Source organism: Pseudomonas silesiensis (assembly GCF_001661075.1).
Classification (GTDB): domain Bacteria; phylum Pseudomonadota; class Gammaproteobacteria; order Pseudomonadales; family Pseudomonadaceae; genus Aquipseudomonas; species Aquipseudomonas silesiensis.
This window is the reverse complement of record NZ_CP014870.1, coordinates 4,027,499-4,053,315: the sequence shown is the minus strand read 5'-3', so window position 1 is coordinate 4,053,315 and position 25,817 is coordinate 4,027,499. Positions and strand designations below refer to the sequence as shown.

Below are 25,817 nucleotides of genomic sequence, written 5' to 3'. Positions count from 1 at the left end.
TGTCAGCGCCGATTGCCGCCACCCCGGGACGGTGCCCGGGCCGGGCGTTGTACAGTATGACCGCTGCTGCGTTCCGCGCGCGGCCGACTGGCGGAAACGTGACTGGCCTGGCCGCGGCTGGCTTGCGTTCGCGACTGCGAGGGGTTGCTGGCGCCGGCAAAGGCATTGTTGCGCGGCCCCTGGGTACTGGCCTGCTGCTGACGTGCTTGCTGGCGGACCTTTGGATTGTCTGGCGTGCGTTGGCGCTGTTGCGTACCGGCCTGAGTCTTCTGGCGCGCCTGGGCACTGGCTTGCGCCTGCTCGCGCTTCTGCGCACCGGCTTGAGTATTCTGGCGCGCCTGGACACTGGCTTGCGCCTGCTCGCGCTTCTGCGCATTGGCCTGGGTAGTCTGGCGCGTCTGCGCACTGGCTTGCGCGCGCTCGCGCGCCTGCGGTTGTTTGTCCAGGTCACGGCTCGCCGCCTGGGCCCGCTCCCGCGCCTGGCGATTGTCGGTGGCCGCAGGTTCGATGCCGCGTTGCGCCAGCGTCTGGTTGGCGCGCTCGCGCTCGGAGGTCCGCACCGGATCGCGGCCGCGGAACGCGTCGCGCTGTTCGCTGCCGGCCAAGCGCCGGCTATTCTGTTCGCGGTTGGCGCGATCGCGGTAGGGCACGCCGTCGCGGTTGATCGAATTGTGGCTCCAATTGTTCTGGTTGGCGTTGATCTGGCGGTTGGTGTTGATGTTGTTGTAGCGGTCAACGTCGATATCGATGTCGCCGCCGTCCCAGTCGCAGTCGCCCCAGAGCGAATCGACGATGGCCACGCCTGCGCCGAAGGCGAGGCCGGTGGCAAGTGCGGTGCCAAGGTAGTAACCCGGCGGCGGTGGGTAGTACGCCGGCGGATAGGACGGATAGGCCCAGGTGCCATAGACCACGCTCGGGTTGTAGCTCGGCACGTAGAGGGTCTGCGGCTGGGCCGGCTCGATGATGATGGTCTGGGTGGCGGCAGGCTGCTGCACCACCACCGTCGAATTGGCAGGTGCAGGTGCAGGTGCAGGTGCAGGTGCGGCCGCGGCCGGCTGCACGGTGACGCGCTGTTGCGCGTTGGATTCGAGGTGGCCGGCGGCTTGCGCCTGGCGGCGCAGGCGTTGTACCGAATCCATCACGGCGTTGGGCTGCGCGAGGAAGGCGTCGCCCACGCGCTGTACCCAGGCCGGATCCTGGCCCAGGATCACCAGCGCTGCCGGGAAGGCGACCAGCGATTGCACACTCGGATCCCAGGGCTCATTCGCCACTTGACGCACGGCGGCGTCACCGCTGCTGTCCGGATGCGCCTTGGACCAGGCCACCGCGTCGGCGACATCGCCCGGATAGGTTGCCGCCATCAGGACCTGGGCCAGTAACGAATCCGGGTACAAGGCCAGCGGCGCCAGCATCTGGTCGAGTTCCTCCGTCGTGAAGACCGTCTCGGCCGGTGCAGTCGGTGCGGGTGCGGGTGCGGGCGCAGGCGCAGGTGCAGCGCCCGCGACACCGGTCTCGGTGGTCGCGGCCAACGCCTTCGTGATGAAGAACCCGTCCTCGTCCGAACCGCCGGACACAGACAGCACGGCGAGCAGGAGTGCACTGAAGCAATAGCTAACACGCATGACGCTTCTCCCGGGGGAAGAAAAAGCGGGACGGGTCGCAGCGACGACCGTCGGCGAGGCTGGATGCTGTCAATCATAGCTGGGCAAAGGGCGGGCGTAGTGATTATTCGGATGGATCACTGACCGCCCGCCCGCTAACCTCGCTATTCGTCGAGGCTGATGCCCGATCCCCCCAGTTCCTTGGGGACATCCTTCAGCTTGGGCAAGCCATCCTTGATGCGCAGCACGGTCTCCTGATAGTGCACGTGAACGCCTGGCGAGTACGCGAGTTCGGGGATGAGCGCGGCATACACATCGATCAGCCCCATCCCCGGGTGATCGGTGAAGAGGTGTCCGCCGCACGTCTTGCACCACTTGCGGTAACTCTGCGCTGTCTTGTTGTAGGTGCCGATGTTGTCGGCACCCCGAGTCACTTGCAGCGCCTCGGGTTTCCACAGGGTGAAGGCATTGATCGGCCCTGCCGACCAGTGTCGACAGGATTCGCAGTGGCAATAGCCCATCGCCGCGGGCTCGCCGCTGACGGTGAACTCGACTGCGCCGCAAAAACAACTGCCCTTGTAGGATCGTTCATCGTTCATGGCCTGACTCCTTGCTCAATGGTGAGGCGATACCGCCGCAGAGGGCATGGATCGCCAGAACCGTGCCTGACTTCACTCATCTATATAGCGCACCGCTGTCGCCGGCGTGCGCCGTACCTGCAGTTCGAAAATATCCGGGCGCGCGTAGTGCCCGGTGACATCCAGCGCCCGCCGCGCGGGTGCCACGAGTGCGACGTCGATGTCCGCATACAGAATGCCGGCCTCCCGGTGCAACGGACCGGCCACCACCCGGCCTTGCGGACTGACCACCACCGAGTCGCCGTCGTTGATCCATTCGTCCGGATCGGCAAACAGGTGCGCACGGTGCGGGAAGTCGTCGGGAATATCGCTGCCACGCAGCACCGTGCCACTGCCGAGCACCCAACAGCGGCCTTCGAGTGCGATGTGACGCATCGTACTGATCCAGCCGTCGCCCGTGTCGTAGGTGGGGGCGACGTAGATCTCCACCCCTTGGGCATACAGGGAATAGCGGGCCAGCGGCATGTAGTTTTCCCAGCAGATGAGCGTCCCCACGCGGCCGACCGGCGTATCGACCGTGCGCAACCCGGACGCATCGCCGAAGCCATGCACCATGCGTTCGGGATTGGTTGGCATCAGCTTGCGGTGGCGGTTGAGCACTTCGCCGTCGGGGCCGATTACGACTACGCTGTTGTAGAGCGTGCCGCCGCCATTGCGCCGGTCGCATTCATCGATGCCGCACACGATCGTCACGGCGTGAACGCTGGCGGCCTCGCACAATGGGCCGAGGTCACCGCGTGCGATATCGACGGCGTTGGCCAGCAGCCGCGTGTGCAACTGGCCCATGACAGCCCCGTCCTTTCCAGCCGCCAGTCGCCAGATCCATGACGGGTAACCTGGAATGAAGGATTCGGGCAAAACGATCAGCGAGGCGCCTGCCGCCGCGGCCTCGGCGACCGACTGCACGGCGCGGGCGATGGTCGCGCTGCGATCGAGCAGCACGGGCGGGCGCTGGATGATGGCTACCTTGGTCATGGCGTTCTCCTTTGGCGATTGGCTTTCGAAGGCTTCAGCGTGCGCGTGGTGAAGCCGCGGGACTAGTTCAGAATCTGAAGCGTTGCAGTTGTGGAGTCCAGGCGATGGAACAAAGCTACGGTCAGTTCTGCACGGTCGCGCGCGGTGCCGAAGCCCTGTGCGAACGCTGGACCCCTTTGGTGGTGCGCGAGCTGCTGTGCGGCAGCAAGCGCTTCAATGAACTGCACCGCGGCGTACCCCGGATGTCCACCGGCCTGCTGGCCCAGCGGCTGCGTCATCTGGAAGATATCGGTGTGGTGCATCGCACGGCCGCCGGCAAAGTCTGGGAGTACAGCCTGACCGAGGCGGGGGAGGAATTGCGCCCCATCATCATGGCGCTAGGGCACTGGGGCGCGCGCTGGATCGGCAGTCGCCTTCGCGATGACGAACTCGACGCCGGGCTGCTGATGTGGGACGTGCGCCGGTTCGTGCGCATCGAGACATTCCCGTCCCGACCGGTGGTCATCCACTTCAGGTTCCGCGACGCGCGGCCCGGCGAGCGAGCGTGGTGGCTCGTGGTCGAAGAGGGCGTGGCAGACCTGTGCCGCGACGACCCCGGCCGCGAACTGACGCTGGTCGTGGACTCCAGCGTGCGCGCGTTGACCGAGGTGTGGGCTGGCGACCGCACACCGCAAGAGGTTCTAAGGTCGAAAGAGCTGCGGGTCGACGGCGCGGCGCAGGATGCGCAACACCTGTGGCGCTGGCTGGGCACGAGCGCGTTCGCCGGGACCCGTAGCGCTGCACGCCAACCCTGATCTTTTGATCTTCTCCGGATCGGTGAGAAGCAAGATCAAAAGATCGCAGCCTCGCTTCGTTCGACAGCTCCTGCAGGGGGATGCGTTCGAGTGAAGTCAGGTCGGATTTGTAAACAGTCAATCAATCAAATCCGCCGATGATCGAACGATTTCGCGAGCAGGCTCGCTCCCAAAAATGCCGTCTGGCACTAGGATGGGGCTATTTTTGGCGCTATCAGGATTTCGGGACTACGCTGGCCTTGGGTCGTCTTTTTTGCATGCATAACGACCTTGTAATGAATGGCCATTAGGATGGATTTCAGAGCAAATTCAATGGCTCACAAAAGGATGCGTGGTTTAACGGTTTTTGAGGTCTTCATGTATAGAGTGGGTACCGGCTATACCAGTGTGCTAGTGAATACGCTCGCGGCCGAGGGTTTGGATGTGATCGATTTATCCCGGGAAGCCGGGCTGGATCTGACGATTCTGGGTCAGCAGCAAGCCTTCTATGAACGAAGTGTTATCTACCGTCTTTGGGAATTGGCAGCGCAGGCGTCCGGTGACGCGAATATTGGCTTGAAAGCCTACGGGCAGGTACATCCGGGTAACTTCCAGATTGTGGGATACACGATGATGTCCAGCTTGAACCTGAAGCGGGCGCTTGAACGGCTTGTGCGTTTCAGCCCATTGATCAGCTCTGGCCTCAGCCTGTTTCTGGGCGAGGAAGGACACAATTATCGACTGGCCGGACTGGATCACCAAGGCGACTCGGTCAAGCCACGGCAGTACACCGATGCCGGACTCGCGTCGCTGCTGGGATTGTGCCGTTGGCTGGTTGGCGGCAGATCGTTGCAACCGTTGCGCGTGGAGTTCACCTATCCCGAACCTGAAGACACCTGCGAGCATCAGCGGCTGTTTGGCTGTGAGCTGCGTTTCGGGGCGGCCTATGACAGCATCCTGTTCGATGGCCAGGAGCTACTGCGTCCGTTGAGCATGGGCAACGAGGCGTTGGCTGTACTGCATGACAGTTTTGCCGAGGCTCAGCTGGACCTGTTGTACGGCTTCACCACTGTGTGCAGGATTCGTGCGCTGATCACCGAGCGCCTGAGTCAGGGGCAAGGGCAATGTGATATGGAATCGATCGCCACCGCGCTGAACATCAGCAAGCGAACGTTGCAACGATCACTCGAGAAGGATGGCGCCCAGTTCAAGGACGTGCTGAACGATGTGCGTCGGCAGTTGGCGGACTTCTACCTGCGCCATTCCCATTTCAATATGAAGCACGTGACTCACCTGCTCGGCTTTCATGACCACAGCAGTTTCCACAAAGCGTGCATCCGTTGGTTCGGCACGACGCCCGGTCAGTATCGAGCAGATGAAGTTTTGCCAGCGGTGAAGCAAAACAAGCTTCGTCTGATCAGCCAGTCGTTAGTGGCTCAACAGCGGACACCTCTGGGCGTTCAGCACGGACTGTTGCGAGCCGTGCCGGCCAGGCGGGGTGGCATGGCCCTCGGGATGTAAGTCCGGGTCAATCCCGTAACGGGCAATCCCAGGCTTATGACCGCCGGTAACCCTGCACAAGAATTGGCCCGCGCTTGGCTATTCTTGACGACACGGACCGCAAGGACTGTTGAATGCAGGGCCGGCGGCATGAGAGCCAGACGCAAGGTCTGGCTCCAGGGTGGCTGGTTTTCGGTCGCATGCCTGGGGTTGGCGTGCTGTTCAAGCGGCGTCCACCGCATCCCGGTAATACACCTTCAGCGTATCGACGAATTCCTCGGCCAGTCGCGTACGCGTTTGTGCGCTGGGCCAGATCACGTAGGTCGGAAGCAGGATGCCCGGCCTGAACGGTCTGATCACGATGTCCCGATGCCGATAATCCTTGGCCACCAACGGGTGGGCGAGGGTGATGCCCATGCCGAGCGCGACCATTTCGCAGTTGATCGCGCTGTATTGCGCCTCAACAGCCATCAGCCGCTCGACGCCTGCCTGCTCGAACAAATCATCCACCAACGAGCGTGTGCCATCGCCATGACAGAGCGAAATGAACGGTTGCCCTTCGAGGTCGGCAAAGGTGATCTGCGCGCGTTCAGCCAGCGCGTGTGAGCGCGGCAACACGCACACGGCCGCTATCTCGGCGAGCAACTCGACCTGTTGACTGTTGACGTCGCCGGGATGCACCACGATGCCGATGTCGCAGAACTGCGATTTGACCCATTGCTCCACGGTGGGCGAGGAGTTCACGTGCAACGACACCGTGAGCTCCGGGCGGGTCTCGGTGAAGTGTTTGATCACCCCTGGCAGCACGCTCATGCCCGTCGAGGGCACGGCTGCCACCCGCAAGCGTCCGGTGCCCAGGTTGCGAATGTTCTTCGCCGAATGCTTGAGGCTGTCGAGGCCGACATAGGCGCGCTCCACTTCATGAAAAAACGCCTGACCTTCCTGGGTCGGGATCAGCCGCACGCCTGCGCGCTTGAACAGGGTCAGCCCGGTGCTCAATTCCAGCTGGGCAATGAGCCGGCTGACGTTGGGCTGCGAGGTGTACAGCACTTCCGCCGCGGCGGTCATGGAGCCCAAGCGCATGACGCTGCGGAATGCTTCTATCTGCCTGAGGTTCATGCCGACCTTCCATATCAAATATGAATAACTGACCCAAATATTGTGATTTGACCCTATGGATAGTGCCTCGCAATACTCCAGACCAGCAACCCATAGCGCACATGAAGATGCGCCATCCCGTGAGGTATTCGCCGGGAACATGCAGCGCGCTGCATGGCTTCGATTGACGCCGAAGCAACTGACGCATTGTTCGATCTGCCCCACGCACTTCGGAGATAGTCTGTGAATAATCATAAATCGACCTTGATGACACCGTCGTTTCGCCCCCTGACCCGCATTGCCACTGCTGTCGCTGTCGCCCTTGTCGGGCTGGGCAGTGGCGTCGCCTGCGCCGAGCCGACGCTGTATGTCGCCGGTGTCGGCGGTTCCACCGAGCAGATGTACAAGACCAAAGTCATCCCCGCGTTCGAGAAACAGCACAACGTCAAAGTGGTATACGTCGCCGGCAACTCCACCGAAACCCTGGCCAAGCTGCAGGCGCAGAAGGGGCGTCAACAGATCAACGTCGCGATGATGGACGACGGGCCGATGTACCAGGCGCTGCAACTGGGCCTGTGCGAAAAACTCAGCGACGCACCGGTCTACAAGGACCTCTATCCGCTGGCGCGGCTCAGCCCTGAAGCGACCGGGGTCGGCGTAGTCGCCACAGGCATCGGCTACAACGAAGAGGCGTTCAAGAAGCGCGGCTGGGCGGCGCCGGACTCCTGGGAGAACCTCACCGACCCGCGCTACAAGCAACTGCTGGGCATGCCGCCGGTGACCAACACCTACGGCCTGCACACCCTGGTGGAAATGGCCCGGTTGCGCGGCGGTAGTGAAAAGAATATCGACCCGGGTTTCAAGGCGCTGAAAGACGAAATCGGCCCCAACGTCCTGGCCTGGGTCTCGGCGCCGGGTGAGATGGACGGCATGATGCAGAACGGCGACGTGGTCATGGCGGTGTATGGCAGCGGTCGTGCGGTGGCGTTGCAGGGCACTGGTTTTCCGCTCAAGTTCATCTACCCGAAAGAAGGCGGCATCGCCCTGCAGATCGCCGCCTGCGGCATCACGCCCAACGCGCAGCCCGAGCTGTCGCAGCAGTTTATTCAGTACGTATTGTCGCCTGAAGTGCAGATGATCCAGGCCCGGGAGAACGGCTTCGCCCCGGTCAACCAGACCGTCAAACTCACGCCGGACATCGCCGCGCGCATGCCCTATGGCCCGGAGAAGGTCAACGCGTTGATCAAAGTCGATTGGGACACGATCAACCAGCAGCGCAGCGAGTGGACGACCCGCTGGAACCGTACGGTCGAACGCTAGCCGCGCACTGGCTCCGATCCTTCCCGACCTCATTCTGGAGACGCAGGCCCGCGCCTGCGTGGCAAGCCCATGGCATTTCTCACCCTTGAAGGCATCGTCAAGACCTATGGCAGTTTCAGGGCCATCGACGGCTTGAACCTGGAAGTGCGGCACGGCGAGTTCATCGCCTTGCTCGGACCTTCCGGCTGTGGCAAGACCACCACCCTGCAATCCATTGCCGGTTTCGTGCAGCCCACCGAAGGCCGCATCGTGCTCGATGGCCGCGACATCACCCATGTGCGCCCCGAGCAGCGCGGCCTGGGCATCGTCTTTCAAAGCTACGCGCTGTTCCCGCACATGACGGTGGCGCAGAACATCAGCTTCGGCCTGGAGATGCGTGGCGTGCCCAAGGCCGAACGCAGCAAGCGCATCGATGAAGCGCTGGACCTGGTGCGCCTTGGCGGCCTCGGCGAGCGATACCCCAAGGCGCTGTCCGGCGGGCAGCGGCAACGGGTTGCCATCGCCCGGGCCCTGGCGATTCGGCCGAACCTGTTGCTGCTCGACGAGCCGATGTCCAACCTCGACGCCAAGCTGCGCGAAGAGATGCACATCGAGCTGCGGGCGATCCAGCGCGACCTGGGCATCACCACGATCCTGGTGACCCACGACCAGGTCGAGGCGATGACCATGAGCGACCGCATCGCGGTGATGCAAAAAGGCCGGATCGTGCAGATCGATACGCCGTACGAAGCCTACGAGCGCCCGCATTCACCGTTCGCCTCGGCGTTCCTGGGCAAGACCAACGCCTTCGCCGGCGCGGTGCAAACCCGCAACGCCCGGTGCTGCAATGTGCAGGTCAAGGACACGCTGTTGCACGTGCCCCACGAAGATCGCTCCCTGGGCAACGACGTCAACGTCTACATCCGCCCGGAAAAAATCCGCCTGGCGCAGGCGGGCATGGGGCGGTTGCACGGACGCATCCGCTTGCGGGTGTTCCTCGGCAACCTGTGGTTGATCGCGGTGGAAACCAGCTTCGGGGTGGTGCACATGACCCAGCCCAATCTGGGCACGCCACCGCCTGATGAAAACAGTGAAGTCGGCCTGGACTGGTCCGACGACGACCTGCGGCTGCTGGATCGGGAGGTCGCCCATGGCCAGGTATGATGCCGAACACGTCGGCGCCGCACCGTGGCTGCTCAGCGGTCCGGCGTTGCTGGTATTCGTCGCGCTGCTGCTGGTGCCGCTGCTGTTGACCGCGGTGCTGTCGCTCAACCTGTTCAGCGACACCGAAGGCGTGTTGCCGGTCTACAGCCTCGGCAATTACCTGGAGGTGTTCAAGGACGGCTACTTCCACGAAATCTTCCTGCGCACCGGCGGCATGGCGCTGGCGGTCACCGTGCTCTGCGTGCTGCTCGGGGTGCCGGAAACCATCATCATTGCGCGCATGGCGCCGCGCTGGCGGTCGTTGTTTTTGCTGGTGGTGCTGGGGCCGCTGCTGATCTCGGTGGTGGTGCGCACCCTTGGTTGGGCGATCCTGCTGGGCAACAACGGCCTGATCAACGATGCCTTGCAGGCGTTGGGGATCACCGAGCAGCCGGTGAAGATGCTGTTCACCCAGGTCGGGGTAATCATCGCCCTGACCCATGTGCTGGTGCCGTTCATGGTGATTGCCGTGTGGGCCACCTTGCAGCGCCTGGACCTGCAAGTGGAATGGGCCGGACTGTCCCTCGGCGCGTCGCGCCTGACGGTGTTCCGCCGAATCATCCTGCCGCAGATCATGCCCGGCATTCTCTCCGGCTCGATCATCGTTTTCGCCCTCGCGGCGTCAGCCTTCGCGACCCCCGCGATCATTGGTGGCCGACGTCTGAAAGTGGTGGCGACAGCGGCCTACGACGAATTCCTCGGCACCCTCAACTGGCCCCTCGGCGCCGCCATCGCGATGCTCCTGCTGGTTGCCAACCTGATCATCATTGTGGGTTGCAGCAAGTTGGCCGAGCGCCGCTTCAAGCAAGTCTTCGAGTAAGCCGCCATGCACAAGAACGGATTTTTCTCGCTGCTGTTTCATTACCTGTTCATCGCTTTTATCGTCGCGCCACTGCTGGTGGTGATGGCGATGGCGTTCACCGACAAAGGTTACCTGTCGCTGCCCACCGACGGCTTGTCGTTGCGCTGGTTCCGGGCGCTGCTGGAGAACCAGGAGATGCTCGATGCATTCTTTCTGTCACTCAAGCTGGGCCTGGTCTCGGCCACCGTCGCCACGTTGCTGGCGGTCCCGGCGGCCCTGGCGATCAGCCGCTACGAGTTTCCGGGGCGCGGCGCACTGACCGGTTTCCTGCTGTCGCCGCTGATGATCCCCTCCGTGGTGCTGGGCATCGCGTTCCTGCGGTTTTTCTCCATGGCGCAGATTGGCGGGTCGTTCTGGGCGTTGAGCATTACCCATGTGATCGTGGTGCTGCCCTATGCCTTGCGGCTGACGCTGGCCTCGACCATTGGCCTGGAGCGCGACATCGAACAGGCCGCCCTGTCGCTCGGCGCGCGGCGCTGGACCGCTTTCTATCGAGTGGTGTTGCCACGGATTCGCACCGGCGTGATCGGCGGCTGGATGCTGGCCTTCATCCAGAGCTTCGACGAACTGACCATGACCGTGTTCGTCGCCACCCCCGGTACCACCACCTTGCCGGTGGCCATGTACAACCAGATTTCCCAGACCATCGATCCGTTGATCACTGCCGTCTCCACGGTGCTGATCGTCGGCACCCTGGTGTTGATGCTGGTGCTGGATCGCATGGTCGGGCTGGATCGGGTATTGATCGGAGAAGGCAAATGAGCCAGGACAGACACAGCGTCGTGCAGTCGGACGTGATCGTGGTCGGCGGCGGGCTGGTGGGCACGGCAGTGGCCTATGGCTTGGCCCGCAGCGGAGTCGACACCGTGGTGCTGGACCAGGGCGACGATGCGTTTCGTGCGTCCCGAGGCAATTTCGGCCTGGTCTGGGTCCAGGGCAAAGGCCATGACCTGCCGGATTACGCGCGCTGGACCCGGTCTTCGGCGAGTCGCTGGCCGGCGTTCGCGAAGGCGCTGATGGCCGACAGCGGGGTCGACGTGCAGCTCAAGCAGCCGGGTGGTTTCCACCTGTGCTTCAGCGACGAGGAACTGCTGGAGCGCCAGTCGCGCCTGCAGACCTTGCAGGACGCCCTGGGCGATTACCCATACGAAATGCTGGACGCCGCCGACGTGAAAGCGCGTCTGCCATTGATCGGACCGAAAGTGATCGGCGCCAGTTATACCTCCCAGGACGGCCACGTCAATCCGTTGAAACTGTTGCGGGCCCTGCATACCTCGGCGCAAGCCAAGGGCGCGCAGATGCATGGCGGCGTGCAGGTCGATCGCATCGACTGCGCCCCCGGCGAGTTTCGGGTCAAGGCCGGGCAGCGTTGCTTCGTCGCGCCCCGGATCGTCCTGGCCGCCGGGCTGGGCAATGCGGCGCTGGCGCGGCAGGTGGGGCTGTATGCACCGGTGGCGCCCAATCGCGGGCAGGTGTTGATCAGCGAGCGGGTCCGGCCCTTTCTCGAGTACCCGACCCTTAATGTCCGCCAGACCGATGAAGGCACCGTGCAGTTGGGCGATTCGATGGAGGAGGTGGGCTTCGACGACAGCACCTCCACCGAAGTGTTGGCCGCGATCGCCCGGCGCGGGGTGGCGAGCTTTCCCTTGCTGCGCGATGTGCGGCTCGTGCGGGCCTGGGGCGCGTTGCGGGTGCTGAGCCCGGACGGCTTGCCCATCTACCAGCAATCCGGCGCGCACCCCGGTGCCTTCGTGGTCACCTGCCACAGCGGCGTGACCCTGGCCGCCGCCCATGCCCTGCGCATCGCGCCGTGGATCATGGGCGGGGCGCGACCCGCGGAGCTGGCGGTGTTTTGTGGCGATCGTTTTCTAACTGACAAGGTGTTTTCACATGCGCACTGATCCGCTGTTTCAACCGGTCTCCAGTGAAGCCAGGGCGACGCGGACGGTGAGCCTGACCTTCAACGATCAACCGCTGAACGTGCCCGCCGGTATCAGCGTCGCGGCAGCCTTGCTGATGTCCGGCATCAACCGCTTTCGTGCGACGCCGGTCAGCGAGTCACCCCGGGCACCCTACTGCATGATGGGCGTGTGCTTCGAGTGCCTGGTGGAGATCGACGGTGTTCCCAACCGCCAGGGCTGCCTGATCGAAGTCGCTGATGGCATGCGCATTCGTTCCCAGGAAGGGGCCCGGGATTTGATCTATCAACCGCTGGATGTGCAGGCCGTGGAGGTGCAGTCATGAACCGTCAAAGCGTGGATGTGGTGGTGATTGGCGCCGGTGCGGCCGGCATGGCGGCGGCAACGCGGATGGCCGGGTTGGGCTTGCGGGTGGTGTTGCTGGATGAGCAGGGCAGCCCGGGTGGGCAGATCTATCGGGGCATCACCCTGGCGCCGCTGTCCCGCCGGGACCTGCTGGGGCCGGATTATGCCCACGGCAATCAGCTGGCGCAGGCCCTGGCTTCCTCGAGCGTGCGCTATGAAAAGGGCGCGTCGGTGTGGCAGGTGACCCGGGACCATCAGGTCAGTTACCTGCGCGAAGGTCGGCTGTACACCCTGGACGCCAAGGCCGTGCTGCTGGCGACCGGTGCCATGGAACGACCGTTTCCGATTGCCGGCTGGACCCTGCCCGGGGTGATGAGCGCCGGCGCTGCGCAGATCCTGCTGAAAAGCTCAGGCCTGGCGCCGAGCGAACCGGTGGTCCTGGCCGGTTGCGGCCCACTGTTGTATCTGCTCGGCTGGCAGTACTTGCGGGCCGGCGTGACGATCAAGGCCCTGGTCGACACCACGCGGCCCGAAGATTACTGGCGTGCCCGCCGCCATCTGTTTGCCGCGCTGCGCGCCTGGCCCTATTTGCGCAAGGGGCTGGAATTGATGCGCAGCCTGCGCAGTGCCGGGATCGCCCATTACACGGGGGCCGAGCAACTGGCGGTTGAAGGCGATGACGCGGCACGGGCCTTGACCTTCAGCGTGTCCGGCAAGGCGCAACGCATCCCCAGCCGCTGCGTGTTGCTGCACCAGGGCGTGGTGCCGAATATCCAGTTCAGTCAGGCCCTGCGCGCCCGCCATGAATGGGACCTGGATCAGCTGTGTTTCCGGCCGGTCACCGATCCGTGGGGTGAGCTCGATGTACCGGGAATCTACGTCGCCGGCGACGGTGCCGGTATCGGTGGCGCTCAGGCAGCAGCGGTGCAGGGACAACTGGCGGCGCTGGGGATCGCTGCACGGCTCAAGTCCATCAGCAGCGTCGAACGTGATGACCAGGCTCGATCGTTGCGCGTGCAACTGGAGGCCAACCTGCGGATCCGGCCGTTTCTCGACGCGCTGTATCAACCCAAGGAGCAAAACCGCATTCCGGCCGATGACGTTATGGTCTGCCGCTGCGAAGAAGTCACGGCGGGTGAACTGCGCAGCTTCGTCGCCCTGGGGTGCGCAGGCCCGAATCAGGCCAAGTCGTTCGGGCGTTGCGGCATGGGACCCTGCCAGGGACGCATGTGCGGCCTGACGGTGACCGAAGTCATCGCCAAGGCCCGCGGCGTGTCGGCGGCCGAAGTGGGTTACTACCGCATTCGTCCACCGATCAAGCCCATCACCCTGGGAGAACTGGCCGGTGAGTGAGTCGAGCAAGCGCCAGGCCGACGTGCTGGTGATCGGCGGCGGCATCCATGGCCTGAGCACCGCGTTGTACCTGGCGCAAGCCGGGGTCAAGGTGACGGTCCTGGAAGCGGAGTATTGCGGGCGCCATGCCTCCGGCGTCAATGCCGGTGGCGTGCGCACCCTGGGCCGTCACGTTGCGGAAATTCCCTTGGCGCTGGCCTCGCGTGATCTGTGGCATGAGCTGAAAAATACCCTGGGCGACGACGGCGGTTTTGTCCTCAGCGGTCAACTCAAGCTGGCGGAGAGCCAGGCCGATCTGGAGGAATGCCGGTTGCGGGTCGAGCAGCTGCAGGCGCTGGGTTTCAGCCATGAAGTGTTGGTCGATCAACAACAGGTGTTCGACACAGTGCCGACCGTGTCACGGCATGTGACGGGCGGCATCTGGGTCAAGGACGATGGTTACGCGGTGCCTTTCAAGACGGTCACTGCGTTTCGCCTGGCCGCGCAGAAACGCGGGGTGCGGATCCACGAAAACACCCCGGCGCAACAGATCGAACAGACAGGTACCCAGTGGCGGGTGAGCACCCCCGCAGGCCCTTTCAGCGCCGAGCACCTGGTGGTGACGGCGGGCGCCTGGGCCGGAGGACTGGCGGCGCAGATCGGCGAGCCGGTGCCGGTGCATCCGGAAGGCCTGATGCTGATGGTCACCCATCGCGTCGCGCCGTTCTGTGTTCCGGTGCTGGGGGCCACCTCACGCGCACTGTCGTTCAAGCAGTTCAGTAATGGTACGGTGGTGATCGGCGGCAAGCTGGTCGGCTCGCTGGATTTTCTCGCGCGCCATGGCGAGGTCGAGATGGAGCGCCTGGGCAGCAGCGCGCGCACGGTCACCGACTTGTTCCCGCATTTGCGACACTTGGGCGTCAACCGCGTCTGGGCCGGGGTCGAAGCCTTCACCGCCGATGACCTGCCGGTGATAGGCGCCAGTCGCAAGGCCAGTAACCTGAGTTATTCATTCGGGTTTTGCGGCAGCGGCTTCCAGATGGGCCCCGGCACCGGTAAACGCCTGGCCCAACTGATTCTTGGCGAACAGTCGGACATTTCACTGGAACCCTTCGCCATCGACCGTTTCAACCGGGCGGCCAGCGTGCCGCCAGGACCTATTCAATCCGCTTCAACCATCGCACACCCTTAAGGAGTTCACATGCTGGACATCAAACGCATCGAAACCAATCAACGCATGAGCCGCGTCGTTCAATGCAACGGCTTCACCTTCCTCGGCGGCCAGACGGCCACCGACCGCACCCAGGACATCAAGGGCCAGACCGCCCAGGTGCTGGCCAAGATCGACAATTTCCTGGCCCAGGCCGGCCTGGACAAAACCCGTATCCTCACCGCACAGGTCTGGTTGTCGGACATCCAGGCCGACTTCGCCGGCATGAACGAGGTGTGGGACGCCTGGGCCCCCGAAGGCCACGCGCCTGCCCGTGCCACCGTCGAATCGCGCCTGGCCGCGCCGGACCTGCTGGTGGAAATCACCGTGGTCGCGGCGGGCTAATGCTGTTCAGTTAAGCGAATGCGGCCCTTGTAGGAGCGAGCTTGCTCGCGATGGTCGTTAACGATGACGCGTATTCGCTGGTTAAACGCGGCGCTCTTGAGTCCATCGCGAGCAAGCTCGCTCCTACAATTTCTTGAACAGTCGGTTGTCGAGCCTGAACGGCTCGGCGGTAATGACGGCCTTGACCGAATCCAGGTGCATAGGGTTGAACAGGTAGTTCAGCGAATGCGGCATGATAGCGCTCGGTACCGCCAACAGCAGGGCAGGGCATCCTTTGAGGAATAAATCGCCTATGCCCTTGGTGTGGTTCAGCTCGAATTCCCAATCTGGCTTGAGTACCGGGGCAGGGGAGAGGCTGACATCGTCAGGCACCTCGACCTTGAGCAACTGGAGCGTCTCTGGAAGGTCTTCCTGATCGATCTCGAGGTGTACCAGGATTTCGAGCATTGCGCCGGCAGGTGTCCCGGCAAGATAGACGACCGGTCGCCCCGCCGTATGCCAGCGTCCCCCCGCGAGGGTGCCGCCACGTCCCGTCAGATCTGCAAAAGCGCTTATCCGCCAAAAGATCAAAAGGCGTAGCCCTCGGCCAACTGGATCAGCGTTTCCTCGACCTGGCGTGTTCCCTGTACCGTCGACAGCATTGCCATTGGGCTGCGGCCCGAAAATCGCTCCTTGGGTTTCGACAGCCAGCGTTTGGCTTTTTCATCGTTGCCAAATACAGCGTCTGCCATGGCGGTGATGTGGGCGGCGCGGAACAGCCGATCACTCTCGTCGACCGTGAGGTTCTGGTCTTTAGCGACCCGGGTCTTCAGGGTTTTCAGAGGGATGATCTGGTCGCGCTCAAGCGGCGTCAATTCACCCTGTTCGCAAAGCGACACAAGACGGCCAGCTGCAAAGCCGATCTGGATGATGTCGTGGATTTCCAGGTCAGACGCATTGGTGGGAATTTGCAGCAAGGCGTGCAGCCGAGCGCGGTAGGCACCGTAGGCGGGTTCACGCATGATTTCAGCTAGCATGGCCTTCTCCTGGGACGGCGTTCACCGACTTAGTCGGCGTTTACCGAATTGTACCCGGTAAATGCCGACTATGCGAGCGATCTTGAGAAGTGCCGCTTCAACCCGTCAGTTGACGACGAACCCCGCCCCCACCGGGTCATTGCGCTCGATGACCCAGCGCGATGTCCCCAGGATGCTCGCCGTGCCCTTGACGGTCGGACGCACCGCGCGCGTGCCGTTGAGGTCGACTTCGCCGAGCAGGCAGCCTTCGAAGGTGCCGCTGCCCAGCAGTCCTTCGGACAGGATGGGTTGGTTCAGGCCCAGTTTGCCCCGGGCCTCGAACATGGCCATCATCGCGCTGGTGCCGGTGCCGCCGGGAGAGCGGTCGAGCTGGCCGGCGCTGAACACGTGGACGTTCTTGTAGAACGCGCCTTCGATGGTCGCCGGGTGCCAGAACGTGATGAAGTTGAGGTCGTTGATGTGGGCTTCGGTGGGGTGCTGGATCTTCAGCTGCCGGTTGATCTGGTCGCGCGCCAGCAGGCCCAGGCGCGACAGTTCGCTGCCGTTGTCCGGGCTGATGCGCAGGTCGCAACCGGTCAGGTCGATGATGCCGAAGTAATTGCCGCCCCAGACCAGGTCGGCCTTGAGGTCGCCATAGCCGGGAAGGTGGATCGGGATGTCCTGGGCGGCGACGTAGGCCGGCACGTTTTCGAAACGGGTCCAGAGCACGTTGTCGCCTTCCGAAGCCACTTCGGCCACCACCAGGCCGGCGGTGGTTTCAAAACGTATTTTCGTGATGCCATCGGCGCCGCGCGGCACCAGGCCCAGGGCGACCATCGCCATGCTCACGGCGATGGTGCCGTGGCCGCACATGTGCGAATACACGCTGCCGTCCATGTAGATCAGCCCGGCGTCGAACTCGCTGCTGGAAGGCGGCGTGAGGAACACCCCGAACATGTCCTTGTGGCCGCGCGGTTCCTGCATCAGTGCCTTGCGCAGCCAGTCATAGTTCTGCTCGAGAAAGGCGCGCTTGGCCAGGATGCTCGAACCGGCGGGGTAGGGAATGCCGCTGTGGACGATGCACAGTGGTTCGCCTTCGGTATGGGTATAGATGACATCGAACGTGTCTTGCATGCGCATGACTGAACTCCTGGCTTACGGGATGTATGAGGGGGGTTATTTGCGTTCTGATAAAAGGTCGAGACCGATGCACAGATCCAGCACGATCACGGCGAGTACGACGACGATGATGGTGGCGCCGGAAGCGGCGGCGATGGTCGGGTCGACGGTGTACTGCACGTAGTTGAAGAGCTTCACCGGGATGGTGTTCAGGTCCGGCGTGGTGTTGAAAATCGACAGCTCGACGTTGATCCATGACGAGATGAAGGCAAAGATCGACCCGGTGACGATCCCCGGCCGGATCTGCGGCAGCACCACCAGAAAGAAGGTGGCCCAGGGGGTACCGCCCAGATCGCTCGAGGCTTCTTCCAGGGCGCGCTGCTCGGGCGTCAGCATCGACAGCACCGAGCGCAGCACGAACGGCGAGATGATGATGGTGTGACCGATCAACAACGCCAGGAAGCTGCGGGTCAAGCCGAAGTAACCGCCAAACTGCAAGAGCGCCGCCCCCAGCACAATGTGCGGAAACACCAGCGGTGAAGTCAGGGCGGCGAGGATCGTGGCTTTGCCGCGAAAATCGTAGCGGGCCATCGCCAGGGCGGCCGGTACGCTGAGCAGCACCGCGACCAGGGTGGCGACCAGGGCGAGGACGGTGCTGGTGGCAAAGGACGCCACATAGCTTGGGTCGCTGAGCATCTTGGCGTACCAGTCCAGCGTCCAGCCCTGTGGCGGGAAGGCCAGGAATGACGTGGCGGTGACGGAGACGCCGAGGATGACCACCAGTGGCAGCAGCATGTAGCCCAGCACGGCCCAGGCCACCAGCCTGACCAGTATTTTAGTGATCATGGGTTGCTCCCCCGAATACTGCCCACACGCCCGGCCAGCCCGACCATGACCAGGGTAAAGATCAGCAGCACCACGCTCAGCGCGCCGCCGTAGTTGAAGTCGAAGACCGAACTGTATTGCTGGAAAATCAGCATCGACAGCACCGAGATCCGGCCGCCGGACAGCAGGGCCGGCGTGACGTAGGCGCTCGCCGCCAGGGTGAAGACCATGATCGAGCCGGAGATGATGCCGGGCATGGTCAGCGGCAGCACCACATGGAAAAAGGTCGCGCGGGGGCTGGCGCCAAGATCCTCGGAGGCTTGTTCGAAGGCCGGGTCGACCTGGGCCAGGGCATTGCCGGCCGCGAGCACAATGAACGGCAGCAGGATGTACACCATGCCGATCAGGATGCCGAGTTCGGTGCCCAGGAAACGCACCGGCGTATCGATCAGGCCGGTTTCCATAAGGCTCTGGTTGACCAGACCCTTGCGCCCCAGCAGCACCATCCAGCCGAACGAACGCACGATGTTGCTGGTGAACATCGGCACCACCAGCAGAATCACGCAGGCTCGGCGCCAGGCCCGCCATTTCACGACGCGCACCAGATACCAGGCCAGCGGATAACCCAGCAGCAACGAGATCAGGGTGGTCAGCGCGGCGATGCGGAAGGTCACCAGAATCACGTCCCAGTGGTACTGGTCGCCCAGCACCCTGACGTAGTGCTCCAGGGTGAACGCCTGATCGGCGCCCTTGGTCAGGCTGGCGAAGATCACCACGGCGAACGGCGCGAGGAAGAATGCCGTGAAAAAGGCCAGGGCGCCGAACAGCATCAACGACGGGGCGAGCACCGGGCGTTTCATACCGGTTCCCCGATCAGATGCAGGTGCGCGGGATTGAAGCCCAGGCGCACCGCGCTGCCGGTGACCAGGTCCGCCCGGGGGAAACCCATGGTGCGCGCCACGATCGATTGCCCGTCGATCAGCGAATGCACCAGGGTATGGCTGCCCACGGTGACGATGTCGGTCACTGTGCCCTTGAGTTCACAGCAACTGGCGCTCGCCGGACTCGAGGCATCCAGCACCTGCAGGTGTTCGGGGCGCAGCACTGCCACGCCGTGGGGCAGGAGATCTTTTGCGCCGCTCGAAATCGGGGTATGCGCGATGCCCAGGCGAATTTCACCGCTCTCGCTGGCCTGATAGCCGATCAGGTTGGCCTCGCCGATGAAGTCGGCAACGAAACGCGAAGCCGGGGCGCTGTAGATCTCGCTGCTGGCGCCCACCTGTTCAATACGACCGGCATTCATCACCACGATACGGTCGGCGATGGTCATCGCTTCTTCCTGGTCGTGGGTGACGAAAATGAAGGCGATGCCGAGCTTGGCCTGCAGGTGCTTGAGCTCCAGCTGCATGCGCTTGCGCAGTTTCATGTCCAGGGCCGAGAGCGGCTCGTCGAGCAACAACAGTTTCGGTTGATTGACGATGGCGCGAGCCAGGGCCACGCGCTGCTGCTGTCCGCCGGACAACGCGCGGGGAAAGCGATCCTCCAGGGCTTCCAGGCCGACCATCGCCAGGGCTTCGCGCGCCTTGATCCGGGCCTCGGCGCGATTGACCCCCTGGCGCCGCGGTCCGTAGGCGACGTTTTCCAGGACGGTCATATGCGGGAACAGCGCGTAGTTCTGGAACACGGTATTCAGAGGCCGACGGTACGGGGGCAAACGACTCACATCCTGGCCATCGATCGCGATGCGGCCGGAGTCGGGTTGCATGAAACCGGCGATCGAGCGCAGCAAGGTGGTCTTGCCACAACCGCTGGGGCCGAGCAGCACGATGAATTCGCCCTGCTCGATGTCCAGGTGGATGTTGTCCAGCGCCTGGAACGGCCCGAAGCTTTTACAGACGCTGTCGATGCTCAACAAAACTGACATTGCAGACCTCTTGAGCTAGTTTTTGGCGGTGACTTTGCGGTTCCAGTCGTTGGTGACAGCGGCGCGCTGGGCGTTGATCTGGCTCCAGTCGAACAAACGCAGGTTGTCGATCGAACCGCCCACGCCCCAGGGCAGCTTGCGGGCCACGTCATCGGTGACCACGACATCTTTCACCGCCGGGCCCAGGTACAGCTTGCCGGCCAGGCAGGCCGCCGCTTCCCTGGTCAGCGCGGTATTGATGAACTGCTCGCCGGCCTTGCTGTTCTTTGCCCCCTTGATCAGGTGCAAGCGCGCGTCGGTGGCCCAGGCACCTTCCTTGGGAATGGTGAAGCCGATCGGCGCACCCTTGTCGATCAAGTCCCAGGCACCGACGTTGAAATGCGCGCCGATGATCGCTTCGCCACTCTGAAAGGCGTTGGTGGCGGCGCCCGAGCTGTCGAAGAACAGCGCGGTGTCCAGCGCGCCCAGCTTGGTGTAGAGCGGCGCCAGGTCGGCCCGGTCGATACCCCAGACATCGGCCATGAAAAACACGAAGGGCACCCCGGAGGAGTTGGCGGGCGAGGGCAGGGCAATGGCGCCGGCGTACTCCGGTTTCCACAGGTCTTTCCAGCTGGTGGGCGCTTCCTTGATTTCCTTGGTGTTGTAGGTCAGCCCAAGGGAATAAAAACCGCTGCTGACGGCGAAGGTGTGGCCGGCATCGGTGTAGACCGCTTTTTCCTGCACGTTCTTCAGGTTGGGAATGGCCGCCGGATCGAGATCGGCGACGACTCCGGCGGCATAGGCCAATTCACTGATGCCACCGTCCATCCAGGCCACATCGATCGTCGGGCTGGATTTCTGTTGCTGGAGTTTGGCCAGGGTGGTGGTCGAGGTGCCGACCTCCGCGGCGACGGCGATCCCGGTCGCTTGCGTGAAAGGTTCTGCAACACATTTGAGGAAGGCCTCACCCCAGTTGCCGCCATACAACGCAACGGTCAGCTTTTGCTGTTCGGCCATGACGGCCGATGAGGAGATGCAGCCGGTAACTAAAAGAGCAGCGGTGATTTGCTTACCTGTCTTCAGTTTCATCGTGAGTCCTCTTGGGGCGTTGTTGGACTGTACCCCTTGCCTGAATATTGCTCGTATCCGTGATGCGAGCGCTTGCACTGCGGGGTCTTAAAGTTGAATAGTTAGGTCATGCCAAAAATGACTCAGCTCAATCGAGAAAGCCTGCAACCTGACTCCCCCGATCCCGGGGCAGGCAGTCGTCCGCAGCTGTCGGTGGGCCTGGTCCTGCTGGATCAATTCACACTGGCGGCGTTTTCCGGCTTTGTCGATGTGTTGCGCTTGTCCGCCGATCTCGGCGGCGGCAGCCGGCAGATCCATACGGCGTGGCGGGTGATGAGTGTGGACGGCTTGCCGCGAACCTCCAGTGCCGGGATCACGCTGGAGGTGTCCGGGGGCCTGGCGCAGGACCTCGAAGCCTTCGATTACGTGGCGATCTGCGGTGGCAACGATTACCTCAATACCCATCTGCCCAACCCCTTGCGCGACTGGCTGCAACGCGCGGCGAAGAGTCGAACGCGGTTGCTGGGCATCTGCACCGGCACCTTTGCCCTGGCGCAGGCGGGCGTGGTCGGCAGTCGTTCGGTGTGCGTGCACTGGAACGTGCTGGATGCGTTTCGCGCTCGTTTCCCCAAGACCCCGGCGGCGGTGGACCACCTGTTCATCGACGAGGGCGACCTGATCACCTGTGCCGGCTCGACCGCGGCCATCGACCTGGGGCTGTACCTGGTGGCCCGGCATTGCGGTCGGGAAAAGGCCCAGCAGGCGGTGCGGCACATGATGCTGCAGGGCATTCGCCCGGGGCGGCAGCCCCAGGCGCACTTCTACGCCAACCTGGCGGACATCAAGGATGAACGCGTGCGCCAGGCCGCGCACTATATCGAGCAGCGCATGGACAGCCTGCCGACCCTGGATGCCATCGCGCGTTATGTAGGGCTTGGGCGGCGTCAACTGACACGGGCGTTCCAGCAGTCGCTGGGGCTGTCGCCCATGGAGTTCCAGCGCTCGCTGCGGGTCGAGTACGGCGGCTGGCTGCTGGTGAACAGCCACAGCAGCATCACCCAGATCGCCATGGACTGTGGCTTCTCCGACGGCGCGCATTTCTCCCGGGAATTTCGCGCGCGTTTTGGCGTATGCCCGCGACAGTATCAGCGCCAGGAGCGGTCAGGCTGATGGCGTTGCACGGCTGAGTCGTCCGGCTCGGTCTTCCCTTTTATTCAACCGGCCCTGATCCCGCGTGGCGAGATCAGATACGGCGGCGGCGCGATCAGGTAACCGATTTGGCGGACAAGGCGGGTAAGGTGGCGCATCTTTTCAGGCGCGGTGGGCACATCGCGATGACCGATTGAAAAGAGCAGTAGCGTTGAGGAGTGCCGCTTCCAGGAGGGGCTACAGGAAGGAATGATGATCGCCTGACCCTCAGTCAGTACGCTTAAATGTCGATCACCAGAGAATACAAAACCAATGATCAGCCCGAACTCCCAGGATTCGAATGGCCAATTGGCGCAGGGCTTCAAGCCGCGTCACGTCACAATGCTGTCTATCGCAGGAATCATCGGCGCAGGATTATTCGTCGGCTCCGGACATGCCATCGCTGCGGCTGGCCCGGCCGTCATGCTGGCGTATCTGTTCTCCGGCCTGCTGGTCGTGCTGGTCATGCGCATGTTGGGTGAAATGGCGGTTGCCAACCCGGACACCGGGTCTTTCTCCACCTATGCCGACCAGGCCATCGGACGCTGGGCCGGCTTCACCATTGGCTGGCTCTACTGGTGGTTCTGGGTGCTGGTGATACCGATCGAAGCGCTGGCCGCCGGCCATGTATTGAACCAATGGTTTCCCCAGATCGATGCCTGGCTGTTCGCCCTGGTGTCGATCATTGCGTTGGTGATCACCAATCTGTTCAGTGTCTCCAAGTACGGCGAATTCGAATTCTGGTTCGCCATGGCCAAGGTGGTGGCGATCATCGGTTTCATCGGCGTGGGTTTTGCCGTGCTGATGGGCTGGGTTCCCGATCGGGAAGTCAGCGGGTTGAGCGGACTGATGGCCACCCATGGCGGGTTTGCCCCCAACGGCTTGTCGGCGGTAGTCGGCGCTTTCATCACCATCATGTTCAGCTTCATCGGGACGGAAGCGGTCACCATCGCCGCCGCCGAATCCGACAACCCGTCGCAGAACATTGCCAAAGCCACCCGCTCGGTGATTTGGCGCATCGGCGTGTTCTACCTGTTGTCGATTTTCGTGGTCATCTCCGTGGTGCCCTGGAACGATCCGCTGCTGGCCCAGGTAGGCTCCTACCAGCGGGCACTGGAAATCATGAACATACCCAACGCCAAGTTCATGGTGGACGTGGTGGTGCTGATCGCCGTGGCCAGTTGCATGAACTCCTCGATCTACATCGCCTCGCGCATGCTGTACTCGCTTGGCCGTCGGGGCGATGCGCCGAAGGCGATGAAGGCGACCTCCTCCGAAGGCGTGCCGCGGGGAGCAGTGATCGCCAGCACCGTGCTGGGCGCGGCAATCACCGTATGGAGCTACTTCATGCCCGCCGGGCTGTTTGAGTTCCTGCTGGCCAGTTCCGGCGCGATTGCCTTGGTGGTGTACCTGGCCATTGCGGTGTCGCAGCTGCGTATGCGCCGGATGCTACAGCGGCAGAATGTCGAACTGGCCTTTCGTATGTGGCTGTTCCCCTGGCTCACTTGGTTGGTGATCGTGTTCATTTGCGCAGCGTTGGTGGTGATGATGATCGCCCCGGAGCACCGTACCGAGGTGAGTACGACCATCGGCCTGGCGTTGCTGATTTCCTTCATCGGGCTGGTGACTTCGCGTGAGCAGCCGCAGCCCGAGGAAGCCGCTTCCCTGGGTTAGGTCAGGCCTGTCGTCGGCTCCCCCGCTCAGCCAACACCGCGGGGGTATTCTGGATCTCTTAAGCTATCGATGGTCTCCAGGAAACCGGACCTCTACGCTCTCTCGGGTCTGCCAGGATTTCCTGTGAGGTTTCAGGCGCTGGTCGGGAGGACGAATCGATGGACGACTATTACGACCTGGGTACCTACAGCCGCGCGGTGACGACCGGTTCGCCCCAGGCCCAACGCTGGTTCGATCGTGGATTGCTATGGAGCTACGGCTACAACCACGATGAAGCCATCCGTTGTTTTCGCAAGGCGATCGAACACGATCGCGATTGCGCAATGGCCTACTGGGGCATCGCCTACGCCTCGGGCCCCAACTACAACAAGCGCTGGGATGCCTTCATCGAGCAGGAGCTGAAGGAGGCCGTAGCCCAGGCCCGGCTGGCGACACAAGCCGCGCTGGCACATATCGACAGTGCATCACCGGTGGAGCAGGGGCTGATCCGGGCACTGGAGCAACGCTACCAGGCCAACCAGGCGACGAGCTTCGAGCAACTCTTCAGCTGGAACGATGCCTATGCGGCGTCCATGCGCGATGTCTATCGGTCCTTTGCCGATGATCCGGACGTCGCTGCGCTGTTTGCCGAAGCCTTGATCGACCGCACACCCTGGTTGTTGTGGGACCTGCGCACCGGGCAACCGGCAGCGGGCGCCGACACCCTCGAGGCGGTGGCCGTGCTGGAACAGGCGCTGCAGCGAATGGAACGACACGGCGCTGCACCGCACCCGGGCGTGCTGCACATGTACGTCCACACCATGGAAATGTCGCCGCACCCGGAGCGGGCATTACGCGCCGCCGACGTCCTGCGTGACCTGGTGCCGGACGCCGGACATTTGCGCCATATGCCGTCGCACATCGACGTGCTCTGTGGCGATTACCGCGGCGCCATGATCACCAACAGCCGGGCGATCCAGGCCGACAACAAATACCTGGAACAGGAAGGCCCGCTCAACTTCTATACCCTCTACCGCTGCCATAACTACCACTTCAAACTCTACTCGGCGATGTTCCTCGGCCAGTATCAACCGGCCCTGGAAGCCGCCGATCAACTGCAGGCGACCATCCGCGAAGAACTGCTGCGCGTGGAACAACCGCCCATGGCCGACTGGCTGGAAGGCTTCGTATCGATGAAGGTTCACGTGCAGATACGCTTCGGCAAATGGCAGGACATCCTCGCCACCCCGCCGCCTAACGACCAGGCGCTGTACTGCGTGACCACGGCCATGCTGCATTACGCCAGGGGCGTGGCGCACGCCGCCTGTGGGCATGTCGCCGCGGCGGAAACCGAACGGCAATTGTTCCTCGACGCCCTGACCCGGGTACCGGCCACCCGCTACATCTTCAACAACACTTGCCTCGATATCCTGGCGGTGGCCGGCGCCATGCTCAGAGGGGAAATCGAGTACCGCAAAGGCAATTACGACAGCGCTTTTACCCACTTGCGCCAGGCGCGGTCACTGGATGACAACCTGCCCTACGACGAGCCGTGGGGCTGGATGCAACCGGTCCGGCATGCGCTGGGCGCGCTGCTGCTGGAACAGGGCAGGGTGGAAGAAGCCTTGCAGGCCTACCGCGCCGATCTCGGGCTGGACAACACCCTCAGCCGGGCGTCCTGGCACCTGGATAATGTGTGGAGCCTGCATGGCTACGTGGAATGCCTGAAACAGCTGGGCCGGGATGACGAAGCGGCGGCGGTACAGACCCGGCTCGACCTGGCGATGGCCCGGGCTGATGTGCCGATTACGGCATCGTGTTTCTGTCGGGTTGGGGAGCGTTGTTGCAACTGATGCCCGGAACCGGCAGGTCTACGCAAACCCTGTAGGAGCCCGGCTTGCCGGCGAAGGCTGCCTCAAGCCTTGCACCGCCCATGAAGACGCCTTCGCCGGCAAGCCGGGCTCCT

Annotated in this window: 25 protein-coding genes; 14 read left to right on the top strand and 11 right to left on the bottom strand. The window is 63.2% G+C overall.

The annotated features are described in order from the left end of the window. Positions 1-2: 2 nt before the first annotated feature. The 3 genes from PMA3_RS17965 to PMA3_RS17955 all read right to left on the bottom strand — a co-directional run bounded on the left by PMA3_RS17965 (position 3) and on the right by PMA3_RS17955 (position 3,214). Positions 3-1,622 (bottom strand): DUF3300 domain-containing protein, encoded by a 1,620-nt coding sequence (locus tag PMA3_RS17965; protein ID WP_064678439.1) that lies wholly within the window; start codon positions 1,620-1,622, stop codon positions 3-5. A gap of 143 nt (positions 1,623-1,765) precedes the next feature. After that, positions 1,766-2,200 (bottom strand): GFA family protein, encoded by a 435-nt coding sequence (locus PMA3_RS17960; protein ID WP_064678438.1) that lies wholly within the window; start codon positions 2,198-2,200, stop codon positions 1,766-1,768. A gap of 72 nt (positions 2,201-2,272) precedes the next feature. Continuing rightward, positions 2,273-3,214: a carbon-nitrogen hydrolase family protein gene (locus tag PMA3_RS17955; protein WP_064678437.1), complete on the bottom strand. Its 942-nt coding sequence runs from the start codon at positions 3,212-3,214 to the stop codon at positions 2,273-2,275. A 104-nt stretch (positions 3,215-3,318) separates the two neighbouring features. Between PMA3_RS17955 and PMA3_RS17950 the strand changes: the two genes are divergently transcribed. Then, positions 3,319-4,008 (top strand): winged helix-turn-helix transcriptional regulator, encoded by a 690-nt coding sequence (locus tag PMA3_RS17950; protein WP_064678436.1) that lies wholly within the window; start codon positions 3,319-3,321, stop codon positions 4,006-4,008. A 291-nt stretch (positions 4,009-4,299) separates the two neighbouring features. Beyond that, the gene (locus PMA3_RS17945) at positions 4,300-5,508 is read left to right on the top strand and encodes an AraC family transcriptional regulator (RefSeq protein WP_237140647.1); all 1,209 of its coding nucleotides are present in this window, start codon (positions 4,300-4,302) and stop codon (positions 5,506-5,508) included. A 201-nt stretch (positions 5,509-5,709) separates the two neighbouring features. Here PMA3_RS17945 and PMA3_RS17940 read toward each other — a convergent pair whose 3' ends face one another. Further along, entirely contained in the window at positions 5,710-6,606 is an 897-nt protein-coding gene (locus PMA3_RS17940; protein ID WP_064678435.1) for a LysR substrate-binding domain-containing protein, read from the bottom strand. Positions 6,607-6,828: 222 nt separating this feature from the next. Here PMA3_RS17940 and PMA3_RS17935 point away from each other — a divergent pair, with 222 nt between their 5' ends. The 9 genes from PMA3_RS17935 to PMA3_RS17895 all read left to right on the top strand — a co-directional run bounded on the left by PMA3_RS17935 (position 6,829) and on the right by PMA3_RS17895 (position 15,100). Next, positions 6,829-7,905 (top strand): ABC transporter substrate-binding protein, encoded by a 1,077-nt coding sequence (locus PMA3_RS17935; protein ID WP_237140646.1) that lies wholly within the window; start codon positions 6,829-6,831, stop codon positions 7,903-7,905. A gap of 69 nt (positions 7,906-7,974) precedes the next feature. Further along, on the top strand, positions 7,975-9,048 hold the full coding sequence (locus PMA3_RS17930) for an ABC transporter ATP-binding protein (protein WP_064678433.1): 1,074 nt from the start codon (positions 7,975-7,977) through the stop codon (positions 9,046-9,048). Continuing rightward, entirely contained in the window at positions 9,035-9,907 is an 873-nt protein-coding gene (locus tag PMA3_RS17925; protein ID WP_064678432.1) for an ABC transporter permease, read from the top strand. Before PMA3_RS17930 ends, PMA3_RS17925 begins: the two co-directional genes overlap by 14 nt. 6 nt (positions 9,908-9,913) lie before the next feature. After that, a complete protein-coding gene (locus tag PMA3_RS17920; protein WP_064678431.1) occupies positions 9,914-10,711 on the top strand; it encodes an ABC transporter permease in 798 nt (265 codons plus the stop codon). Continuing rightward, the gene (locus tag PMA3_RS17915; RefSeq protein WP_064678430.1) at positions 10,708-11,850 is read left to right on the top strand and encodes an NAD(P)/FAD-dependent oxidoreductase; all 1,143 of its coding nucleotides are present in this window, start codon (positions 10,708-10,710) and stop codon (positions 11,848-11,850) included. The genes PMA3_RS17920 and PMA3_RS17915 overlap by 4 nt, the downstream gene beginning before the upstream one ends. Further along, entirely contained in the window at positions 11,840-12,193 is a 354-nt protein-coding gene (locus PMA3_RS17910) for a (2Fe-2S)-binding protein (RefSeq protein WP_064678429.1), read from the top strand. Before PMA3_RS17915 ends, PMA3_RS17910 begins: the two co-directional genes overlap by 11 nt. Beyond that, positions 12,190-13,566 (top strand): FAD/NAD(P)-dependent oxidoreductase, encoded by a 1,377-nt coding sequence (locus tag PMA3_RS17905; RefSeq protein WP_064678428.1) that lies wholly within the window; start codon positions 12,190-12,192, stop codon positions 13,564-13,566. The genes PMA3_RS17910 and PMA3_RS17905 overlap by 4 nt, the downstream gene beginning before the upstream one ends. After that, a complete protein-coding gene (locus PMA3_RS17900; protein WP_064678427.1) occupies positions 13,559-14,737 on the top strand; it encodes an NAD(P)/FAD-dependent oxidoreductase in 1,179 nt (392 codons plus the stop codon). The genes PMA3_RS17905 and PMA3_RS17900 overlap by 8 nt, the downstream gene beginning before the upstream one ends. A gap of 9 nt (positions 14,738-14,746) precedes the next feature. Continuing rightward, entirely contained in the window at positions 14,747-15,100 is a 354-nt protein-coding gene (locus PMA3_RS17895) for a RidA family protein (RefSeq protein ID WP_064678426.1), read from the top strand. 123 nt (positions 15,101-15,223) lie between these two features. On the opposite strand, the gene PMA3_RS17890 is transcribed toward PMA3_RS17895, so the two are convergent. The 7 genes from PMA3_RS17890 to PMA3_RS17860 form a co-directional block, all read right to left on the bottom strand. Continuing rightward, positions 15,224-15,670, bottom strand: a complete 447-nt coding sequence (locus PMA3_RS17890) for an RES family NAD+ phosphorylase (protein WP_064678425.1) — start codon at positions 15,668-15,670, stop codon at positions 15,224-15,226. After that, complete coding sequence (locus PMA3_RS17885; RefSeq protein WP_064678424.1) at positions 15,667-16,116, bottom strand: antitoxin Xre/MbcA/ParS toxin-binding domain-containing protein; 450 nt, start codon at positions 16,114-16,116, stop codon at positions 15,667-15,669. The genes PMA3_RS17890 and PMA3_RS17885 overlap by 4 nt, the downstream gene beginning before the upstream one ends. Before the next feature lie 105 nt (positions 16,117-16,221). Next, positions 16,222-17,235: a proline racemase family protein gene (locus tag PMA3_RS17880; protein WP_064678423.1), complete on the bottom strand. Its 1,014-nt coding sequence runs from the start codon at positions 17,233-17,235 to the stop codon at positions 16,222-16,224. Between the two features lie 36 nt (positions 17,236-17,271). Continuing rightward, on the bottom strand, positions 17,272-18,060 hold the full coding sequence (locus PMA3_RS17875; RefSeq protein WP_064678422.1) for an ABC transporter permease: 789 nt from the start codon (positions 18,058-18,060) through the stop codon (positions 17,272-17,274). After that, positions 18,057-18,899, bottom strand: coding sequence for an ABC transporter permease (locus PMA3_RS17870; RefSeq protein WP_064678421.1), 843 nt, complete (start codon positions 18,897-18,899; stop codon positions 18,057-18,059). The genes PMA3_RS17875 and PMA3_RS17870 overlap by 4 nt, the downstream gene beginning before the upstream one ends. Continuing rightward, positions 18,896-19,963, bottom strand: a complete 1,068-nt coding sequence (locus PMA3_RS17865) for an ABC transporter ATP-binding protein (protein ID WP_064678420.1) — start codon at positions 19,961-19,963, stop codon at positions 18,896-18,898. Before PMA3_RS17865 ends, PMA3_RS17870 begins: the two co-directional genes overlap by 4 nt. 15 nt (positions 19,964-19,978) lie before the next feature. Beyond that, on the bottom strand, positions 19,979-21,031 hold the full coding sequence (locus PMA3_RS17860) for an ABC transporter substrate-binding protein (protein WP_064678419.1): 1,053 nt from the start codon (positions 21,029-21,031) through the stop codon (positions 19,979-19,981). Between the two features lie 117 nt (positions 21,032-21,148). Between PMA3_RS17860 and PMA3_RS17855 the strand changes: the two genes are divergently transcribed. The 3 genes from PMA3_RS17855 (at position 21,149) to PMA3_RS17845 (ending at position 25,704) form a co-directional block, all read left to right on the top strand. Beyond that, complete coding sequence (locus tag PMA3_RS17855) at positions 21,149-22,180, top strand: GlxA family transcriptional regulator (RefSeq protein WP_064680740.1); 1,032 nt, start codon at positions 21,149-21,151, stop codon at positions 22,178-22,180. Positions 22,181-22,471: 291 nt separating this feature from the next. Next, positions 22,472-23,872, top strand: coding sequence for a GABA permease (gabP, locus tag PMA3_RS17850; protein ID WP_064678418.1), 1,401 nt, complete (start codon positions 22,472-22,474; stop codon positions 23,870-23,872). Between the two features lie 158 nt (positions 23,873-24,030). Then, positions 24,031-25,704 (top strand): hypothetical protein, encoded by a 1,674-nt coding sequence (locus tag PMA3_RS17845; protein ID WP_064678417.1) that lies wholly within the window; start codon positions 24,031-24,033, stop codon positions 25,702-25,704. Positions 25,705-25,817: the final 113 nt, after the last annotated feature.

Excerpts from the sequence above, each read along its gene's own strand:
- PMA3_RS17950 (WP_064678436.1), top strand. The coding sequence starts at position 3,319 with ATGGAACAAAGCTACGGTCAGTTCTGCACGGTCGCGCGCGGTGCCGAA.
- PMA3_RS17915 (WP_064678430.1), top strand. The coding sequence starts at position 10,708 with ATGAGCCAGGACAGACACAGCGTCGTGCAGTCGGACGTGATCGTGGTC.
- PMA3_RS17940 (WP_064678435.1), bottom strand. The coding sequence starts at position 6,606 with ATGAACCTCAGGCAGATAGAAGCATTCCGCAGCGTCATGCGCTTGGGC.
- PMA3_RS17845 (WP_064678417.1), top strand. The coding sequence starts at position 24,031 with ATGGACGACTATTACGACCTGGGTACCTACAGCCGCGCGGTGACGACC.
- PMA3_RS17945 (WP_237140647.1), top strand. The coding sequence starts at position 4,300 with ATGGATTTCAGAGCAAATTCAATGGCTCACAAAAGGATGCGTGGTTTA.
- PMA3_RS17910 (WP_064678429.1), top strand. The coding sequence starts at position 11,840 with ATGCGCACTGATCCGCTGTTTCAACCGGTCTCCAGTGAAGCCAGGGCG.
- PMA3_RS17865 (WP_064678420.1), bottom strand. The coding sequence starts at position 19,963 with ATGTCAGTTTTGTTGAGCATCGACAGCGTCTGTAAAAGCTTCGGGCCG.
- PMA3_RS17885 (WP_064678424.1), bottom strand. The coding sequence starts at position 16,116 with ATGCTAGCTGAAATCATGCGTGAACCCGCCTACGGTGCCTACCGCGCT.
- PMA3_RS17895 (WP_064678426.1), top strand. The coding sequence starts at position 14,747 with ATGCTGGACATCAAACGCATCGAAACCAATCAACGCATGAGCCGCGTC.
- gabP (WP_064678418.1), top strand. The coding sequence starts at position 22,472 with ATGATCAGCCCGAACTCCCAGGATTCGAATGGCCAATTGGCGCAGGGC.
- PMA3_RS17860 (WP_064678419.1), bottom strand. The coding sequence starts at position 21,031 with ATGAAACTGAAGACAGGTAAGCAAATCACCGCTGCTCTTTTAGTTACC.
- PMA3_RS17955 (WP_064678437.1), bottom strand. The coding sequence starts at position 3,214 with ATGACCAAGGTAGCCATCATCCAGCGCCCGCCCGTGCTGCTCGATCGC.
- PMA3_RS17880 (WP_064678423.1), bottom strand. The coding sequence starts at position 17,235 with ATGCGCATGCAAGACACGTTCGATGTCATCTATACCCATACCGAAGGC.
- PMA3_RS17960 (WP_064678438.1), bottom strand. The coding sequence starts at position 2,200 with ATGAACGATGAACGATCCTACAAGGGCAGTTGTTTTTGCGGCGCAGTC.
- PMA3_RS17855 (WP_064680740.1), top strand. The coding sequence starts at position 21,149 with ATGACTCAGCTCAATCGAGAAAGCCTGCAACCTGACTCCCCCGATCCC.
- PMA3_RS17930 (WP_064678433.1), top strand. The coding sequence starts at position 7,975 with ATGGCATTTCTCACCCTTGAAGGCATCGTCAAGACCTATGGCAGTTTC.
- PMA3_RS17920 (WP_064678431.1), top strand. The coding sequence starts at position 9,914 with ATGCACAAGAACGGATTTTTCTCGCTGCTGTTTCATTACCTGTTCATC.
- PMA3_RS17905 (WP_064678428.1), top strand. The coding sequence starts at position 12,190 with ATGAACCGTCAAAGCGTGGATGTGGTGGTGATTGGCGCCGGTGCGGCC.
- PMA3_RS17870 (WP_064678421.1), bottom strand. The coding sequence starts at position 18,899 with ATGAAACGCCCGGTGCTCGCCCCGTCGTTGATGCTGTTCGGCGCCCTG.
- PMA3_RS17875 (WP_064678422.1), bottom strand. The coding sequence starts at position 18,060 with ATGATCACTAAAATACTGGTCAGGCTGGTGGCCTGGGCCGTGCTGGGC.
- PMA3_RS17925 (WP_064678432.1), top strand. The coding sequence starts at position 9,035 with ATGGCCAGGTATGATGCCGAACACGTCGGCGCCGCACCGTGGCTGCTC.
- PMA3_RS17965 (WP_064678439.1), bottom strand. The coding sequence starts at position 1,622 with ATGCGTGTTAGCTATTGCTTCAGTGCACTCCTGCTCGCCGTGCTGTCT.